Raw genomic sequence first — 19,650 nt, 5'->3', positions numbered from 1 at the left:
TTTTTGGAGTAATTGTATGAGTGAACTTTTCAAGGGATTTGAGCAATTATTAGAATTAGTCAAAACTTTAGAAGACAAAATTGAGAAGGGAGAAATTAAAACCGATGTCCAGATTAACTCCCGTCCGATGAGTGGTATCCCTCGTAGTGGGGGTATACCACGTCCTAATAATATGGGTAACGATGTTGGTACAAGTCGTTTCCGTACTCAACCTACTTCTAATCCTAGTAGTGGTGGTGGGGGAGACGCTGAGGTTGTACCACCACCTGATACCCCCTCTGATGATGCTCTCAAAGATGTGGGGGGACTAGGTGAGGTTCTCAAGGAACTCAAAGAATTGATTGCTATCCCCTTAAAGCGTCCTGATTTATTGGCAAAATTGGGATTGGAAGCTACAAGGGGCGTGTTGTTAGTTGGCCCCCCTGGAACTGGTAAAACCCTGACGGCGCGGGCTTTAGCTGAAGAACTGGGAGTTAATTATATTGCCTTGGTAGGGCCAGAAGTCATTAGTAAATATTACGGGGAAGCGGAACAAAGGCTGCGGGGTATTTTTGAGAAAGCTGCCAAGAATGCTCCTTGTATCATCTTTATTGATGAAATTGATAGTTTAGCTCCAGACCGGAGTGCGGTGGAAGGGGAAGTTGAAAAACGCCTGGTTGCTCAACTATTGAGCTTGATGGATGGTTTTTCTCACAGTCAAGGTGTGATTGTTTTGGCTGCTACTAACCGTCCTGACCATCTTGACCCGGCTTTGCGTCGTCCAGGCAGATTTGACCGAGAAGTACAGTTTCGCGTTCCCGATGTCAAAGGGCGCAGAGAAATTCTGCAAATTCTCACCCGTGCCATGCCTTTAGAAGAGACAGTTGATCTAGATGCGATCGCAGAAAGGGCGGTAGGATTTGTAGGGGCTGACTTGAAAGCAGTCTGTCAAAAGGCAGCATATACTGCGCTACGCCGTCAAATTCCTTCCATTGAAGGAGAAATTCCCGAAAATATGACCGTTAGCCAAGCTGACTTTTTACAAGCCCTCAAAGACATTAAACCAGCCGTGTTGCGGAGTGTGGAAGTAGAAGTTCCTCAAATTGCTTGGGAAGATATTGGCGGTTTAGATAACATTAAACAAACCCTACGGGAATCAGTGGAAGGGGCGTTATTGTATCCAGAATTATATCTGCAAACAAAAGCCCTAGCACCCAAAGGCATTTTGTTGTGGGGGCCTCCGGGAACAGGCAAAACTTTGTTAGCCAAAGCCGTTGCTTCCCAAGCCAGAGCCAATTTTATTGGTGTCAATGGCCCGGAATTACTCAGTCGTTGGGTAGGTGCGAGTGAGCAAGCCGTCCGAGAACTATTTGCGAAGGCGCGTCAAGCTGAACCTTGTGTAGTTTTTATTGATGAAATTGATACCCTAGCCCCAGCTAGAGGTAGTTTTAGTGGTGATTCGGGAGTTAGCGATCGCGTTGTGGGACAATTGTTAACTGAGTTAGACGGTGTAGAGACAGGAAGCACCATCTTAGTAATTGGGGCGACTAATCGACCTGATGCCCTTGACCCAGCTTTATTACGAGCCGGACGCTTGGATTTACAGATGAAAGTCGATTTACCAGATTTAGCCAGTCGGTTGGCAATTTTGCAAGTTCATTGTCAAGGCAGACCACTGCAAGATGTGGATTTGGCCTATTGGGCAGAGATGACCAAAGATTGGAATGGTGCAGATTTAACTTTACTGAGCAATCAAGCGGCTGTAGAAGCAATTCGCCGTTTTCGCTCTCAAGGACTCACAGATCCCACGGAAATCAAAATTACTACCGATGATTTCAACTATGCTTATCAAGTGCTAACTGAGCAACGAGCAGCTTAATTAACAGTGAACAGTGAACAGTTATCAGTTATACCATTTCTCTAAATCCCGGCTACAGCTCATTCTTCCCCTGCCCCCTGCCGTCTATGTGTAGGTTGATTTTGGAGAATTGGTATTAATTGTTCACTGGGCAAAATAAATATAAAAAATTGTACCGCGATCGCGCTTTAAGATCATATTACCTTTTAGTTGTCTGGTGAGATTTTTGACGATTCTTAAACCTAAAGAGTTGGTATTTTCCCAATCTAAGGTTTCGGGAATACCAATACCATTATCTTTGACAATTAAAACTAGTTGATTTTCTGGAACTTCTTCTAGAGAAATTATAATATCCCCTTGCTGTTGTTCGGGAAATGCGTATTTCAAGGAATTAGAAACTAATTCATTAATCATTAGTCCACAGGGAATGGCATGATCAAGAGTTAATTTGATGTTATTAGTTTCTATGTTGAGCTTAATTTTTCTTTGACTGATGCCGTAACTCCGAAATAAATTATCTGTCAAACTGCGGATGTAATCCCCAAAATCGATTTGAGAAATATCTGGCGATTGATATAAGTGTTCATGAATCAAAGCCATTGATTGCACACGGTTTTGCGACTCTTGAAATAACATCAAAGTTCCTTGATCAACAGAGCGTCTACTTTGCATTCTCAGTAAACTGGAGATAATTTGCAGATTGTTTTTAACACGATGATGAATTTCTTTGAGTAATGTCTCTTTCTCGTCTAAGGAACGCTGAATTTGTTCTATAGTTTTCTTGCGATCGCTAATATCACTCACCCGCACTAAGTTAATCACTTTACCAGCTACAGTAATTTGTTTAGCGGCTAAATTCCCCCAAAATAGATTGCCTTTGCAGGTGAAATATTCGATTTCTTGACTCCAACAAGATTGTTGATTTAATTCCTGTGTGATTGCTGCTAATTCCTGGGGGGTAAATTGATGACGTTGCAGGGTATGACCATCAATATTGATTAATTCTTGTTTGTTAGTGGCTTCAAATAACTCAACCGCTCGACGATTACAGTCAAAAATGAGTTGAGTGTTGGCATCTACTAAGAAAATGGCATCGGCGGATTCATTAAAGATTGCTTCTCGCAAATCCCGATTTTGAATAACTTCTAACTCAAATTGTTTGCGATCGCTGATATCGGTTAATGTACCGACATGACCGATAATCGTACCACTGGGGTTAGTTTCTGGTAGTGCTTGACAATAAACCCAGATAATGCTTCCATCTGAATGGACTAATCGGCCTTCCCTGCGGAAAAATCCTCTTTGTTTAAAGGATTTTGACCATTCCACAAGCAGATGAGAGTTTTCTTGTAGATGTAAGCTCTCCATCCACTGGGTAAATTGCAAACAACAAAAGAGAAATACTAAATGATCCCGATCTTCTGGATGTAAAGCTTCCACCCAACCCTTGCCCAAGGCGGCTTGTGTGGGTCTACCTGTCATTTCTGACCAACGCTCGTTGACGTAGATGCAGTTACCAGCAGTATCAAATCGCAGAATAGCTACAGGAGAGGCTTCTGCTAAGGTGGCATAGCGGTGTTCGCTTTGCCGCAGTGCCGCTTCTACTTGTTTGCGTTCGGTAATATCCTGAATAATACCGAATAAGCGTAAAGGTTTGCCATGTTGATCTAAGACAACTTCTCCCCGTGCTAGTAAATAGAGCAAACTGCCATCTAGACCATAGTATCGGTATTCTAGTTGGTAAGAGTCTCCCTTGGCGATCGCTTCTTGGACGGCAGAGTCAAAAGTTTGCCGATCTTCTGGATGGGTGAACTGGAGTAATTCTTCATAGCTGGGTGTACCAGAGGACAAATCACGTCCAAAGATCCGAAAAACTTCTTCTGACCAAATAATTTCTTGGGTATTTAAATCAAATTCCCAACTACCGAGATGAGCAATGCGCTGGGCGGCGGCGAGGTTGGCGGCATTCTTGCGGAATTGTCTATCTCTTTGTTTTTGCTGGGTGATATCTTTGGCAATGCCTAAACAGCCAATGGCTTCTCCTTGTAAGTTAGAGAGAATTTTTACTGAGAGCAATACGGGAAAACGCGTACCATCTTGACGAATGTATGTCCATTCTTGCTCATAATTACTATCTGTTTCGGCAGCGATGGGAAAGAATTTTATGTCTGGGGGAATTTCCCGCCCTAATTGTTGTGAGAGTCTGTTTGCTTGAGTTTTAAGTTCTTCTGGATCATGAAATATCAGTGGTGTCAACTTACCAACCACTTCATCTGCTGTATAACCCAACATTCTTTGGGCAGCTGTATTAAAAGTTTGGATAATACCTTGGGAATCGAGAGAAATAATTGCATAATCAGTACATTCTAAAATTGCTTGTTGCAGATTCATCAAGGTTAACAACTGAGCTTCTCTAGCTTGTAAAGTTGCTGTCCGTTCTGCTACTCTGGCTTCTAGCTCTTGATTGAGTTGTTGCAGAGCTTGTTCTGCACGCACTTTGTCGGTAATATCAACTGCCACCCCACCCACTAGGAATTGTCCGTTGGTTTGCGGTAGAGGGAACTTATAAACTAAAAATTCTCCTAGTGTGCCGTCTCGCTTGGGAGCTTGTTCAATCGTTTTGAGGCTTTGCTGAGTTTTGACAACCTGGTAAATATTATCTACTATCGGCTGGGCAATTTCTGGGGGATAGACTTCAAAAGCTGACTTACCAATCACATCCTCTACTTTTTCACCGGGAAGTTCGATAATCTGAAAATAAGTCTGGCTCATATAGACGATTTGAGCCTGTTGATTAGTAATCCAAGCTAGGGCGGGACTATGATTCATGAAGGCCTGAAAACGAGCTTCACTTGATTGCAGAGCCATTTCTGCTTGTTTGCGTTCGGTAATGTCCACATCAACGCCACTCATTTTTAGGGGATTACCCTGTTGGTCATAAAAAACACGACCTTTCCCCAAAGCCCACCGTACTGTACCATCCTGTTTAATAAAACGAAATTCGATGTTGTAATCTTGTTTCTCATAGACAGCACGATTAATAGCTTGTAAAACCCTGTGGCGGTCATCTGGGTGCATCATTGCCACCACAGTTTCATACTGGCCATTGAAGTTGCCTGGATTGATACCAAATAATTTTTCCAAGCTAGGCGACCAATGAATTTCTCCTGTGGGGATTTTCCACTCCCAGTTACCCATATCCGCAGCATCAAGAGCCATATTTAAACGCTCCTCGTTCTGAATCAGGGCTTGCTCTGTGTGCTTGCGATCGCTAATATCTATGCACGAGCCGATATAACCCAGAAACTGCCCTTCACTGGTAAAGCGGGGAGTGCCTGTATCTAAAATCCAGCGATATTCACCATCAAAACGTTTGAGGCGATATTCCATTTGAAATTTTTGGCGAGCATCAAAGGCACTCAAATAAATCTCTAAACAACGGGACAAGTCATCGGGATGCACTCCTTTAGCCCAACCATCGTCTTTCTCTTGTTCTAGAGTTTTGCCAGTAAAGTCCAACCAAGTTTTATTGAAGTATTGGCAAACTTTATCTACTCCAGACATCCAAATCAGCACAGGGGCAGTGTCTGCCATCTGGCGAAATCTGTGTTCGCTTTCTCTGAGGCTTGCTTCTACTCGTTTGCGTTCTTGGAGTTCTGCTTGTAGTTGTTCGTAGGCACTAGCTTGCTGAATGGCGATCGCTATTTGTAGAGCTAGTTGATCTAATAAGCTCAGTTCAAATGATTGCCACTGACGGGGTGCAGTACATTGATGGGCTATTAATAATCCCCATATTTGATTTTTGACGAAAATGGGGACAGAAAGAACGGCTTTAACTTCAAATCGTGCTAGTAACTCTAAATAACACTCTGTTAAACCTGCTTGCTCAACATCTGCAATAGCGCGTTTACTCCATTGGTCATATTGTGCAAAGCAATTATCCTCAAGTTCTACTCCCATCGCCACTGTCCACCCTGGAAGTATTGATTCGGCTACGACACTACCACTCATATTGGGCTGAAATTGATAGATTACTACCCGATCTACCCGCAGAAATTGGCGTACTTGTGTGGCGGTAACGTCCAAAATTTCTGCTAATTTTAGCGACTGATGAATCTGTAATGCGATCGCGTGCATTAATTGTTGCTGTTGCCGACTTTGTTCTAGCTGTCGAGTTAGATGTACTCGCTCTAAGGCATGATGGATTGCACCTTGCAGAACTTCCGGGGTGAGATAATTTTTCACCAAGTAATCGTAGACACCGCTTTTCATGGCGCGCACAGCGATGCTTTCATCTCCTTGCCCTGTGAGCATAATCACTGGGGATTGACTGATGTTGAGATATTGATTTAATGTTTCCAGACACTCTAGTCCATCGGCATCAGGTAATAAATAATCCAGCAAAATCACATCTGCTGTATTTTGTTCACACCATACCATCGCCTCTGTTACTGTCTCAAACTCCGCAATGTTATATCTAGACAGCTTGTCTTGCTGCAAAAAGTAACGATATATTTGCCGATCTTCGGCACAATCATCAATTACCAGGATAGTCAGGGGAGAGTGATGAGTCATAAATCAGAAATAAGAATGCGATCGCATTTCATCAAGACATTGAACTATAACTTTTAAATACAAGGCTCAAGCACCACAGCAATTGGTGACAATCTATTGACCCTCTGAATTTTAGGTTTTAAATTTTGGATTGCCAGATTGAATCTAAAATTCAAAATCCAAAATTGATTGACTGTTTACTGATTTAAGTTTTATAACACAAGTTGTAAAAGTTACTGAAATTCCTCTATACTTAAATTTCTTCTCCTTATCAATCAAATGGCTGAAGTTCTCTAACGATAAGATTCTTTTCTCCCCTATTTTTCAATATACATATCAAATTTTCTATAAGTTAGTAACTATTTTATACTTTTCGTATTGATAGTTGATTATTAACTGTTAACTAACTTGATGAGTAATACCGTTTCTTGATGTAGCTTGCCTGGCGTAGCCATAGATGCACTTTATTCTGTACTGTAGAGACGTTGCATGCAACGTCTCTACATCATTTATTTGGCGCAACTTCATAGAGAATTGGTATAAGGCTATTTCAAGATTCGCGTTTTGTTAGCAGCAAGAGTAGGTGACTTCCCAAAATTTTCGGTGCGTTACGGCTTACGCCTAACACACCCTACTGGACTAACAAACCTAAAATGATGGATTAGGCGTAGGTTGGGTTGACGCGAGGAAACCCAACACCAGCATCTATGTTAAATTTTCGATATTTATGTTGGGTTTCGTTCCTCAACCCAACCTACATCTAATACTAACAAACCTAAAATGATGGATTAGGCGTAGGTTGGGTTGACGCGAGGAAACCCAACACCAGCATCTATGTTAAATTTTCGATATTTATGTTGGGTTTCGTTCCTCAACCCAACCTACATCTAATACTCATTACTCATTACTCATTACTCATTACTTATTTGACTTGTGTGTACACCGTAGCTGTTTTTGCAGGTAGAAATAAACTTTCTTCAATAAAATTTCGTAACTGTGGACTAACATTAGTGGCTGTACTCAGACAAGATATTAATAAACTATTGGCATCCCAATATTGTTGAGTTAACTGTAAATGTTGCTCATTGAATTGCCAATCATAACCAATTTGACGGTGAGTTATCAGCAAATTTTTTAAATGTCTAGTCCAGGATTCACCGTGAGTTTGCCACCAGAGTCTTAACACTTTCCTTTCTTGGTTTGCATCTGGTAATTCATCTTGTAAAATTTGCAGAGATTTACCTAACGATGAATCCTCTGGCAGTAAATACTCAATATCTAGAGCTATTTTTAACGCTGAAATACGTTTGCAAAAAATTTCTGGTGTCAAGGCGGTAGTCACAGCAAGACTATGGATAAGAGCCAAATCTAACGCTAAATCATTAGATAATTTACCAGCAAAATGACTATCTAAAATGATAGCTAAGGTTTGATTACGTGATAAAGAATAATCAGCAGGTAGAGCAAGGGTAAAGTAAAAAGCACGTACAGCAGCCGGATGATAATTTGTACTAATTGTTAAGGATTTCTCTTGCACCCAATTGAGAAACTCCTGAAATATGTGATCATTCGTAGCTAATTCGTCAACTTTCTGCTTCATTAATTGAAACAAGTGATCCCCAGAAACTAACATTTCACTGGTGAGCATAATCACTTCCCGCCAGCGAGGTTCAGATAAATAATTGACGATTGTTTCTAATGTTGTTGGTTCACTACTAGCAACGAATTTTCTGGCGGTAAAGTATTCATGAAAAGTTAAGTGAGAAAAAGAATAAATACCTCTGGCTTGTTCTACTAACAATCCATGTTGTACTTCAATGGCTTTGAGAACACTTTTACTATCTAGTTGTAAATCTTCTATGTCTGTGGGCGCATGAGGTAAAAGGCAGAGATAATCAGCTATTAATTGGCAAATTTTTTGTTCTTCAAAAAAGTATTCTCCTGTGTCAAAGAAAATTGCTGCTATGGAACTTAGCAATTTAATTTTTTGAGATAAGGTTAAATTTCGATAAACTTCATCTCTTTTAACACCTCTGGCTTCATCCCAACGCACGAGTAATAATTCTAAGCCTTGCCGATAAATTTCTGAGCGTTTATTGGGAAAGTCTCCTAAATATTGGAATACTAAACAAGTGAGATTTAATAATAGAGGTGTAGTTGCTAGTTCTTGAATCAGACGATTTTCTGGGAGTGTGAGTTTTTCAAGAAATTTAGCTGCTGGTTTCGGTTCTTTGTGAGGAAGATTTTGGCTAAAAGCTGTAAACCATTTATGGGCGAAATCTGTAATTTGTGATTTAGTAAAATCAGCAATTTCTACTTCGGCAAATCCTTTAAATTTATAATGCACTGATGCAATACGTGCAGTGATAACTATGATATTTTTATAATAAATTTCTGAAAATTGATCAATAATCTTATTGACTTGATCAATATGTTTGTCAGTGACTTCATCCAAGCCATCTAGGAGAATTATTACTCTGCCTTCATCCAGTAATTTTTGTAATTCTTGAGAGTCAATTTTATCATAACTAAATTCTTGAATTAAATAATTACATAAGATATTTTCCTCATTAAATTTAATCTTTTCTGCCAAATCTTTCAGGCTAATAAAAACTGGGATACGCTGTTTTTGGAACTTGCCGCAGTTACAGAGGATAGCTACCGATTGTAAAAAAGTGGTTTTTCCTGATCCTGGTTTTCCTACTACTAGCAATTTAGAAAATTTTTCAATTGCTTGTAAACCAGTAATTTGATTTTTGCTAATCTTAGCAGAAAATTTGTTCTCGAAGATGTTTAAATCTGCAATATTTAACCATCTTTGGCTGGTAATTTCTTCTACAATGTTGACATCAACATATAGTTCATCTAATTTGACAATTCTACCAACATCTAGCAACCTCAGAGTGCTGCATTGGTTTTGAATTTTCTCAGAGTGAGCCGCACGGACTTTGTTAACTAAAGTAACAATATCATCAGAGTTTTCATGCTTGAGGTTTTTTTGGGGTGCTAGTTCTGGTTCTGATTCGTCATCTAATGGTTGAACAATCTCTTCTGGACTTAACTCTAAAAAAAAGCATATTTCATTGAAGATGCGACGGTCAATTGGCTTGCCAGTAAAAAACTTCCAAATTGGTTGACGGCTGTCTATACCAATTTGACTTGCTAGAGATTCTTGTGTCAATCTTTTTCGATTAAAAACACGTTTGGCTTTTTTAATGCCATCCTCTGAAGCCTGGAGCGATCGCTTGGTCATCATCAATATATATTATTCCAGCTGCTGTTATGGAGAAATTCTAGATAAACTGTTTACTTTCCAGGGTAGCCTGACTGTAAATGTTGTGCCTTTACCTACAGCACTATCAAAGTATATTGTACCTCCATGTAATTGGGTACATCGCTTGACAATCGCTAAACCTAATCCTGTACCTGGAATATTGCCAACGTTACTAGCCCGTTGAAAAGGTTCAAATAGTTTAGCTTGAGATTCTGGTGGAATGCCTATACCCTGATCTGTGATTTGAAAACAAAGAATGTTTTCTTCCCAGATTAACTTGAACAATATTTTACTACCTACTGGAGAATACTTAATTGCATTAGCTAGTAGATTGTTGACTAAATGCCACAGTAGTTGCTCATCGAGATTGGCCATTCGATGACTACCATCGACTGAAAAGAGGATGTGATATTGTTTTTTAACAGATAATTGCAAAGATTCTACTATTTCTTCACAAAAATTAACTACATCTAGGGGTTGAGGATTAAATACAAGGTTTTCAGATTCGGATTTGCCTAATGTTAAGATGTTTTCTAACAGGTTGGTTAAGCTATCTGTGGCAGATTCAATGCGGTTGATATGGTTTTGTTTCCTTTGCTCTGACATTTGATCACCATAAGCTTTTAACATTTCTGCACTTAGCTTAATGGTAGTTATTGGGTTACGAAATTCATGGACAGCTATATATAAATTTTGCGATGTTTTCTGATTTTCAGCTTCAGCAATTTGTTGCTCAGTTCTAGCTACAACTAAGGCTTTTTTAACTTCTATTTCTGCCTGGTGTCGGGATAGGGCAATTTCGATTGTAGTGCCTAATATTCTTTCATCAAATGGTTTTAAAATATAGCCAAAAGGGTGTGAAGCTTTAGCTCTCTCTAAGGTAGCTCGATCAGCATTAGCTGTTAAGTAAACCACTGGTAAATTAAAGCGAGACTGAATTTCAAAAGAGGCTTCAATACCATCAACTTCACCTTCTAATCTAATGTCCATTAACACTAAATCAGGCTGTAATATTTCGGCTTTTAATATGGCTTGTTCGCCTGAAGCTACTAAATCACAAACAATATATCCCAGATATTCGAGAGTTTCTCTGAGGTCATCAGCTACTAGTTGCTCATCTTCAACTATTAAGATACGAATAGGATTCATGATGAATATTTTTGTGAGATTAGATTTATAATTTATCGGGGGTTTGCAAAAAGTGAACGCAGAAGGTAGTACCTTGCTCACGCTCTAAGATAATTTTGCCTTTAATTTGTCTGGTGAGATTTTTAACAATCCGCAATCCCAGAGAGTCAGTGTTTTGCCAATCTAATAACTGGGGAATCCCAATACCCGTATCTTTAACTATCAACTTTAGTTGATTTTCTGGAGATTTTGTCAGTGAAATAGCTATTTTACCCTTTTTTGGGTCAGGAAAGGCGTATTTTAAAGAATTAGAAACTAATTCGTTAATTATTAGTCCACAAGGAATAGCAGTGTCAAGAGTCAATTTAATGCCATTGGTTTGTATGTCGAGGAGAATCTTTCTTTGACTGACTCCGTAGCAACGGAATAAATTATCTGTCAGAGAGCGAATATAGTCGCCAAAGTCGATTTGCGAAAGCTCTGGTGATTGATACAATTGTTCATGAATTAATGCCATTGATTGCACACGATTTTGGGATTCTTGAAACAGCATAGAAGTAATTTGATCATCAGTTCTTCGAGATTGCATCCTCAGTAAGCTAGAGATAATTTGCAAATTATTCTTAACTCGGTGGTGAATTTCTTTAAGTAATGTTTCTTTTTCTTCGAGCGATCGCTGAATTTGTTCTATGGTGTGTTTGCGATCGCTAATGTCTGTGACTCGCACTAAAATGATTACCCTGCCAGCTACATGAATTTGTTTAGCGGCGAAATTGCCCCAAAAGATATTGCCTTTGCGGGTGATATATTCAATTTCTTGGGTGAGAAACGATTGTTTTTTTAATTCTTCGTGAGCTTCCGCCCACTGTTGGGGAGTAAATTGATATCTATGGAGTGTGTTGCCCTCTATATTCAGGAGTTGTTCTTTACTTGTGGCCTCAAACAACTCCACTGCCCGACTATTACAATCAAAAATTAAATGGGTATCATTGTCTACCAAGAAAATGGCATCAGCAGATTCATTGAAAATGGCTTCGCGCAAATCACGATGATGAATTACTTCTAACTGTGCTTGTTTGCGATCGCTAATATCCAACCAGTAGCCAATCAATTCTACCGGATTTCCCTGTTCATCTTGTATGAGTTTTGCCCGATCATACACCCAACGATAATTGCCCGTCTGATCTAAAAAACGATATTCTAGATCAGCTTCCCCTGTAAAGTTCATTTCTTCTAATTTATCGATGACTAGGGCTTGATCTTCAGGATGAATACGACTGAACCAAAATTGCTCATCGGTGATGTATTGTGAAGATTGATAGCCAAATAAAGCTTCGACATTTTCGCTGATAAAAGTAGCTTGGTAGTCATCCGTGGCTTTGCTAGTATAAATTGCTCCCGGACTAGAAATTAGTAAAAACTCTAAACGCTGCTGTAATTGCAACATTTTCATTTCCGCTTGTTTGCGTTCGGTGATATCTTCGATAATAGCCATCACACCAATAAAATTATCGCTACCATGCCTAACTAAAGCTGTAGAAAGACTGATATCCACACAGTGATGTTTGCAGTTGATATGAGTTTCGAGTTGATTCAATGGGTTATGAGCTAAAGTTTTCTGTACAAAACTCTGGAGTTGTTCTTCCTCGTCTTCAAGAAACATCCATATAGGTTGGTTTAGCACCTGTGTGGCAGTGTAACCAAAAATCCTTTCTGCCATTGGATTCCACAGAATGATATCACCGTCAGCATTCACCATAGTAATTGCTACGGGGGCAGATTCAATAATTGCCTGTAAAAGCGCGTTTTTTTCTCGCAGTGCTATTTCAGTTTGACGTAATTCATCTTCTACTCTTTGACGCTGGCTAATTTCTATGAGCAGTTTGGTGTTAGCTTGCTCTAAATCAAGGGTACGCTCTTTTACTCGATGTTCTAATGATTGATTAAGTTGTTGCAATGCTGTTTCTGTTTGTTTACGTTCTGTGATATCTCGACCTTCTGATAGTAGTAAGATAACTTCTCCAGTTTCATCAAAGATCGGTTTGATGGAAAAATCTAAGGTTGTAGTTCTACCATTGCTATGAGTTATGTTCAACTCAGACCTGATGAACTCTCCTTGAGATGCTTGTAAAATAGCAGTTTGTAAATCATGTTTTAAGTTTTGGCTATGGGGACAGGAGAATGAGTCCCAAAATAGCCTTCCCATCACCTGAGCGCGGGGGGTTTTAACATAATCTAAATACGCTTGATTAAATTCTAAAATTGTACCGTCTGGAGTTAAAAGCCCTACAAACTGCACAGTTTGCTCAAAAATCGCCCGGAATTTCTGTTCACTTTTGGCTAACTCGGCTGTCCGCGTCTGGACTTTAGCTTCTAGCTGGGCGTTGAGATGTTGCAAATTCTGGTATAATTCTACTTGTTGAATGGCGATCGCTAATTGCACTGAGAGTTGTTGTAATAATTCTATTTCTGATTGTTGCCATTCGCGCACACTAGAACATTGATGCGCTATCAATAAACCCCATATACAATTCTTGTGATTAGTTGTTCTACAATTAACCTCTAGTTCTGATTGCTGAGAGGATAAAAAAATCGGAATGATTACCTTGGCTTTGACTTGAAACTCTTCTAACATTTGCACATGACATTCAGAATATCCAACTGTATAAATATTAGAAACTATAATCTGTTTACCTAAATAAAATTCCTTGAGTCCATGTTCACATAGATAAGTATCTCGACAATGAACATCGACTAAAGTCTTCCATTGTGGTAGGACTGATTCTGCCACCACTTTACCGCTCATATCTTCTGCAAACTGGTAGACAAGCACTCTATCAGTCTGAAAAAGATGACGAACTTCTTCAACCACTGTCTCTAATACATTCTCCAAACTCAAGGACTGATGAATGCGTAATGCAATATCCGCAATTAAGCGTTGCTGTTCTTGCTGCTGCTCTATTTGCTGCATCAAGCGGAATTTTTCTATAACTGTTTGACAAGCACGATTTAGGGCTTCACAAGTAATTTTGTTTTTGATTAAATAGTCTTGCGCGCCATTCTTCATGGCGTTGACTACAACAGTTTCATCTACAAATTGTGAAACCATAATGGCGGGAATATTGGTTTTACCGCTTTGCTGCTTCAGTTTTGTGAGGAAATCTATTCCGGTTGTATCTTGTAAATTTAACCCTAACAGGATGATATCGGGTATACCTTGTTGACAATATTCTAAAGCAGCTTTTCCTGATGCAAATTCGATAATTTTATATTGGTATCGCTCCTGCTGTTCCAGTAAACGATGATAGATGCTACGGTCTTCTGATAAATTGTCAACAATAATAACAGTGGTTGGAAAATTTATCATGTTGAGTTTTGCGACCTGATCTAGTTTTGCTCATTTTTTTACTTTACTCATATAGTTTACTAAAATTTGTCATCTACCGTTAGAATGATTTGTATTGATTTGGCATTTTTTAATTAAAACCCTATAAATTTTACCTGTGAAATTGTGCTTAAATTAGTTTAAATTACACAAGGAACTTGTTTTTTAAAACACTTGAGTTACTGTCAGTATCTAAAGAGCGATCGCATTTTTAATTTATAAAAAAATATGAATAGATGTAGGGTGTGTTAGGCGTAAGAGGATGTTTGAAAAGTATTGTTATTAACACCAAAGTCTCTCTAACCTAACCCCCCTAGCCCCCCTTCCCTACAAGGGAATGGGGGTTTTAAAGCCTCTCTCCTTGTAGGAGAGGGGTTTTTAGTATCCTTGATGACTTTCTAAACATCCTCTAAGCCGTAACGCACCAAAAGCTTTAAAGGCGGTGACGTACTCTCGCTGCTAACACACCCTAATTGTATTTAAATTACGTAATCCTGACTGAGATTGTAAATCTCGGTTATACCCTTTAATATTTCCTCGCGCCCCATTGTATCATAATGGCTGATCAGATTTTTTGATACTGCCATAATCTGATTAAGTTGGTCACATAAACTGTGATTCGTTGATTGATTAATATAGTTATAATACTGGGTGATTTTTTTTTGGGCTTGTCTATGAAATGCTTTTTGTTTATCAAACCTAGCCGTAATTGCACCTAGTAACTCTGCTCTAGTAAAAGGCTTAGTTAAATAATCATCTGCACCCAATTCAATACCTTGGCGAATATCAACTTGTGCTGCTTTAGCTGTCAAAAATATAAACGGAACTGATTCAGTTTCAGGATTTTCTCTTGACCAAGTAACAACTTCATATCCATTCAATTTGGGCATAGCAATGTCACAGATAATTAAATCAGGAACTTCTTCCTGTAATAATTTAATCCCGACCTGCCCGTTTTCTGCTTGTAAGACATCAAAATTCTCTTCAGTTAGCATTTCTACAACAATGCTACGAATATCTTCTTGATCTTCAATGACTAGAATTTTTTCCATGATGACTTTTTGACGCGGGATGTGAGTAAGTGAAAATATTGAATATTTTTAATTCATTTCCTGTCTATATTGTTTTATAAGCTAATAGGCTATTCTGTTAAACCCAGGAATTACTTATTTTTCGACTTCACGCTAATAGATAAAGCCTGGATTTAAGTGGAATTACATAGACAGTTAAAAGCCTAGAATTATGTATTTTCATCATCAGTTTGTTGCGTATACATCTCATACAAAATATACATATTCCTGTCAACCATTAACTGTCAAATATCAAGCAACTTAGAGGGAACAGGGAACGGGCAACAGAGAAAATAGTAAATAATTAAAGGTTTGTAGTAAGGACTTTAGTTCGTAGTAAGAACTAAAGTCCTTACTACGAACTAAATACAATTTTTTTACATTACTTTTCATAGTTTGGTTTTTTTTCAAGTCGTTCTGACTTGAAAAAGGGGTGTAGAGGTAGGGTATTTACTCATTACTCATTACTTATTACTCATTACTTAAAGAAGGAAAGGATTGTGCATGAATTTTTCACCCCTGAAAAGGTACAGAGTCAACAGCCTAGTGTAGGGGTGTAAGGGAAAGACTTTTTCATGTGTTCTGGTGTACGCAGTTCATGACGGCTACTTAATCCCACTTTATTAACAAGACATTAAAGCATCTAATCTTCCTAAAACTGTCATATCTTCTGCATCTAACTCTAGTGGTGTACCACTGCGAATTAATTCCGCAAAATCTTCGTTAGGCACCATGATAGTTAGTGTATACAAACGAGAATGACCTGTATTTTTAATCAAATGTGTCCCAGTCGGAGGTACTAATAAACTATCTCCAGCTTTAATGCTGACTTGCTTACCATCACACATCGCTATACCTTCCCCTTTCAAGACAAAAAACATTTCTACCGCCCATTGATGGCGATTTGGTGGTGTTTCTCCACCGACATCAAAAATTTCTACACAACAAGTCAACGAAGTATTAGCATTTGTGGAATCAAAGATAATTGCTAACCGATTGCTATCATGGGGACTGATGCGATAAACTTGATAATCTTTAGGCGATTTAATGACAGGAATTACACAACGAGTAGCTTGCATTGATTATTCCCCTCCTGTAGCTTCAGGATGATTTATAGCTGTTAAAATTGCCGAGGATTCAGTCAAAAAACCAAAACATTGTTTGACGTTATATAAAGTTGCTAGCCAACAATAATCGGGAGAAGTTGTAGCAGTACAGTCTTTAATTAAAATACAGTCGTAGCCTAAAAAATTTGCATCACAAAGTGTTGTCATTACACATTGATCTGCATTCACACCAGCAAAAAATAATGTTGTTACTCCCAGATTCCGCAGGATGCTGTCTAAAGGCGTATCCCAAAAACCACTCATGCGGTATTTATCTACACGGATATCTCCGGGTAATTGGGGGAGTTCTTCTACTACCGCCGCCGCCCAACTTCCTGCTATCAATACCTTAGCATTATTCTTAGGCAAGGAATCACCTAAACCGACACCATCTCCTGTAGGGTTGTAGACATGATGTAAACCAGCACTGATATTGAGTAAGTCAGGGCGATTACCCCAGTTTACCCAAATTACGGGTACATCTACGCCCCGGAGTGCCGGTAGGAGATGATTTAAAGGTTCAATAGGTTTACGTGCAGGAGTGACATCTACGCCGATATGCGCTAGCCAACCATCTGGGTGACAGAAATCGTTTTGCATATCGATAACGAGGATGGCAGTTTTTGCCAAGTCTAAACGCAGAGTTTTTGTTTCTGTTGATAAGAATACGGGTTGTGGGGTTTTTTGGGGACGGGTGATATCTGCGATCGCTTCATTCACCATCCACGCATTCGGCGCAACTCCCAATCTCCGCAAAGGCTGATTCATATTTGCCATACCCAACACCAATTTCTATTGTGTAACTTGAGATGCTATTGAGTGCTTAATACTTAATTAAATTTGAGGAGTTGGGAATTGGGCTAATCAATTCAAAATTCAAAATTCAAAATTCAAAATTGAAGAGTTTTACTCCCCCTGCTCCCCTGCCCCCTGCCCCCTGCCCCCTGCTCCCTTGTCCCCCTTGTCTCCCTTGTCTCCCTGCCCCCTGCCCCCTGCTCCCTCCCCCCTGCCTCCTCATTCAACGCCTTGCCCAATTTCATTTTGAGATTGGTCAAATATCCGCCAAATCTCAATACTATAGTTAGCACGGCCACTAAAAATGGTTTTGCCATTCGGATTAAATTTAATTGAGGTGACTTTGCTGGGATCTTGTTGTAAGGTGCTTTTTAGTTGGTTTGTTCCCAGATTCCAGAGTTTAATTGTGCCGTCGTAACTACCACTAGCCAAGGTTTTACTATTAGGAGCGAAGTCTAGGGAAACTATTGCTCCCTGATGTCCCTTGAAAGTTGCGATCGCTGCTCCTGTATCTAAGTCCCACAATCTGATTTCTTTGTCAACCCCACTACTAGCTATCCTCTCTCCATTCGGACTAATCGCTACAGCAACTATTTCCTTTTGATGACCTCTTATGGTATTCCTGATCTGGCGTGTATTCAAATTCCAGATTTTAACAGTTTTATCCCAACTACCACTCACAAGAGTCTGATTATCTGGGGTAATCGCAATAGAGTTGACTATATTACTATGGCCTGTCAAGGTAGTAATTAATTTTTGAGTTGACAAATCCCACAGTTGTATGCTGCTACTATGTCCACTTGCTAGTATCCTACCATCGCTGCTGATAGCTAGACTAGTCACTGGCACAGACGCTTCCCCTAAAGTGGCAAGTTGTCTTCCTGTTTCTATATCCCATAATCTAATAGTCTTATCCCGACTACCACTAGCCAAGATTTTGCCATCTGGACTGAAAGCTACAGCCCAGACATAATCAGAATGTCCTTTGAGGGTTTGTATTACTTCTCTCCTCTCCAGATTCCACAGTTTAATAGTATTGTCACTACTACCACTGGCTAGTATTGTGGCATCAGGACTCAGAGCAATGGTATTAACTTCTTCTGTATGTGCTTTGAGACTGTTGATAAGATGATGATCCCCACGGGCATCCATATTAATTGTAGGATTTGGGGACAGATCATTCTTACCTAAACCCAATTGCCAAGCAGTTATTCCTGTACCTATTGCTAATAGCAAAGCTAAAGCACCCACAAGTTGAGGTTTCTTAGCTTGTGCTGCTAATAATTTGAAAATAGAAGGATGTCTGGTGTTAATTTGGGAAATTATGGTTGGGGGAACTAATACTGGTGGTTTTTGGGGAGTTAAGTCTGCAATGACTGCATCTGCTGACTGATAACGCTCATGGAAATCTATTGCTAAGAGTTGATCTAGCACTTTAGCAAATTTATCGCTGATGGGATGCTGCACACATTCACGCCAAGATGCCACCCAACCATAGCCATTTTGTATCCACAATTGAGAAGGAGAAATCCCACTGAGTAAATGAAATGCCGTCGCGCCTAAGCTATATAAATCACTAGTTGGGTAAGCTTCTCCTGCTTGTAACTGCTCTATGGGGGTATATCCTTGTGAACCAATAGTTGTACCCTTTTGAGATTGTACTGTTACACTCAGTTGTTTAGATGCTCCAAAATCAATTAATACTAATCGTCCATCTTTTTTACGACGAATAATATTTTGTGGCTTAATATCTCGATGAATTACTCCTTGTTGATGGATGAATTTTAAGACTGGCAATAAATCAAGTAATAGTTCTTTGATTTCATTTTCTTGATAATGCGATCGCTCACTTAATTCTTGAGCTAAGTTCTGCCCGTCAATAAATTCTTGAACTAAATATAAATTATTATCTTGTTCAAAGTAAGCAAAAAGTTGGGGTATTTGAGAATTTTCTCCCAACTGTTGCAATCTTACTGCTTCTTCTTGAAATAACTCAACTGCCTTTTTTAACGCCCAAGTACCCTGCACTCTTGGAGCTAGTTGCTTAACGACACATTGATCATTTAATTTATCTATATCTTCTGCTAAATAAGTTCTACCAAACCCACCTTCATCAGAAAGCAAATTTACTATCCGATAACGATTTCTCAGTAAAGTTGTTAGTTGTGTACCGCAAGCTTGGCAGTATTTTGTACCTTCAACATTCAGAGGATGGGGACAATCTGGATTAAGACAGCAAATCATATAGGAATATATTATTTATAATTAAGGCTCACTTAAATTCTGGAAACATAGTTACGGTAAGTAATACACGGACTATAACGCTATTTCAAGTTTTGCATCAATCATTGAATATTTTCATATATAAAAAATCCCATTTGATTTTTTTTGATGTTGGTGCGAGTCTTCCGTAATCAGCTGGACTGACGCTGATAAATTTACTAGGAACAGGTTTAGCAATATCATTGTTAATCATTGATGATATTTTTCAACCTGCCCCT

General features: G+C 39.1%; 10 protein-coding genes. 1 reads left to right on the top strand and 9 read right to left on the bottom strand.

Going from position 1 to position 19,650, the window contains the following annotated elements; genetic code table 11:
• The first annotated feature begins 16 nt into the window (after positions 1-16).
• Entirely contained in the window at positions 17-1,858 is a 1,842-nt protein-coding gene (locus tag ACPZ3T_RS25375; protein ID WP_490272207.1) for an AAA family ATPase, read from the top strand.
• A 123-nt stretch (positions 1,859-1,981) separates the two neighbouring features.
• On the opposite strand, the gene ACPZ3T_RS25370 is transcribed toward ACPZ3T_RS25375, so the two are convergent.
• From ACPZ3T_RS25370 to ACPZ3T_RS25330, 9 genes are all read right to left on the bottom strand, one after another.
• The gene (locus ACPZ3T_RS25370) at positions 1,982-6,412 is read right to left on the bottom strand and encodes a PAS domain S-box protein (protein ID WP_490272206.1); all 4,431 of its coding nucleotides are present in this window, start codon (positions 6,410-6,412) and stop codon (positions 1,982-1,984) included.
• A 901-nt stretch (positions 6,413-7,313) separates the two neighbouring features.
• Positions 7,314-9,647 (bottom strand): NACHT C-terminal helical domain 2-containing protein, encoded by a 2,334-nt coding sequence (locus ACPZ3T_RS25365; RefSeq protein ID WP_490277367.1) that lies wholly within the window; start codon positions 9,645-9,647, stop codon positions 7,314-7,316.
• Positions 9,648-9,671: 24 nt separating this feature from the next.
• The gene (locus ACPZ3T_RS25360) at positions 9,672-10,814 is read right to left on the bottom strand and encodes a hybrid sensor histidine kinase/response regulator (RefSeq protein ID WP_490272205.1); all 1,143 of its coding nucleotides are present in this window, start codon (positions 10,812-10,814) and stop codon (positions 9,672-9,674) included.
• Positions 10,815-10,839: 25 nt separating this feature from the next.
• A complete protein-coding gene (locus tag ACPZ3T_RS25355; protein ID WP_490272204.1) occupies positions 10,840-14,160 on the bottom strand; it encodes a PAS domain S-box protein in 3,321 nt (1,106 codons plus the stop codon).
• 497 nt (positions 14,161-14,657) lie between these two features.
• Positions 14,658-15,230: a response regulator transcription factor gene (locus ACPZ3T_RS25350; protein WP_490272203.1), complete on the bottom strand. Its 573-nt coding sequence runs from the start codon at positions 15,228-15,230 to the stop codon at positions 14,658-14,660.
• Between the two features lie 641 nt (positions 15,231-15,871).
• The gene (locus tag ACPZ3T_RS25345) at positions 15,872-16,327 is read right to left on the bottom strand and encodes a cupin domain-containing protein (protein ID WP_490272202.1); all 456 of its coding nucleotides are present in this window, start codon (positions 16,325-16,327) and stop codon (positions 15,872-15,874) included.
• A 3-nt stretch (positions 16,328-16,330) separates the two neighbouring features.
• Complete coding sequence (locus tag ACPZ3T_RS25340; protein ID WP_490272201.1) at positions 16,331-17,122, bottom strand: cysteine hydrolase family protein; 792 nt, start codon at positions 17,120-17,122, stop codon at positions 16,331-16,333.
• Between the two features lie 115 nt (positions 17,123-17,237).
• Positions 17,238-17,372, bottom strand: a complete 135-nt coding sequence (locus ACPZ3T_RS25335) for a hypothetical protein (protein WP_490272200.1) — start codon at positions 17,370-17,372, stop codon at positions 17,238-17,240.
• A complete protein-coding gene (locus ACPZ3T_RS25330) occupies positions 17,369-19,393 on the bottom strand; it encodes a protein kinase domain-containing protein (RefSeq protein ID WP_490272199.1) in 2,025 nt (674 codons plus the stop codon). Before ACPZ3T_RS25330 ends, ACPZ3T_RS25335 begins: the two co-directional genes overlap by 4 nt.
• Positions 19,394-19,650 lie beyond the last annotated feature (257 nt).

It is taken from the genome of Aliinostoc maniaoense, assembly GCF_058172895.1.
The sequence above is the reverse complement of the archived record's forward strand: the minus strand, read 5'-3'. Positions and strand labels throughout refer to the sequence as shown.

What these genes read in the sequence shown, in the direction of transcription:
- ACPZ3T_RS25375 (WP_490272207.1), top strand. Translation starts at nt 17, where the DNA reads ATGAGTGAACTTTTCAAGGGATTTGAGCAATTATTAGAATTAGTCAAA.
- ACPZ3T_RS25370 (WP_490272206.1), bottom strand. Translation starts at nt 6,412, where the DNA reads ATGACTCATCACTCTCCCCTGACTATCCTGGTAATTGATGATTGTGCC.
- ACPZ3T_RS25365 (WP_490277367.1), bottom strand. Translation starts at nt 9,647, where the DNA reads ATGATGACCAAGCGATCGCTCCAGGCTTCAGAGGATGGCATTAAAAAA.
- ACPZ3T_RS25360 (WP_490272205.1), bottom strand. Translation starts at nt 10,814, where the DNA reads ATGAATCCTATTCGTATCTTAATAGTTGAAGATGAGCAACTAGTAGCT.
- ACPZ3T_RS25355 (WP_490272204.1), bottom strand. Translation starts at nt 14,160, where the DNA reads ATGATAAATTTTCCAACCACTGTTATTATTGTTGACAATTTATCAGAA.
- ACPZ3T_RS25350 (WP_490272203.1), bottom strand. Translation starts at nt 15,230, where the DNA reads ATGGAAAAAATTCTAGTCATTGAAGATCAAGAAGATATTCGTAGCATT.
- ACPZ3T_RS25345 (WP_490272202.1), bottom strand. Translation starts at nt 16,327, where the DNA reads ATGCAAGCTACTCGTTGTGTAATTCCTGTCATTAAATCGCCTAAAGAT.
- ACPZ3T_RS25340 (WP_490272201.1), bottom strand. Translation starts at nt 17,122, where the DNA reads ATGAATCAGCCTTTGCGGAGATTGGGAGTTGCGCCGAATGCGTGGATG.
- ACPZ3T_RS25335 (WP_490272200.1), bottom strand. Translation starts at nt 17,372, where the DNA reads ATGAGGAGGCAGGGGGGAGGGAGCAGGGGGCAGGGGGCAGGGAGACAA.
- ACPZ3T_RS25330 (WP_490272199.1), bottom strand. Translation starts at nt 19,393, where the DNA reads ATGATTTGCTGTCTTAATCCAGATTGTCCCCATCCTCTGAATGTTGAA.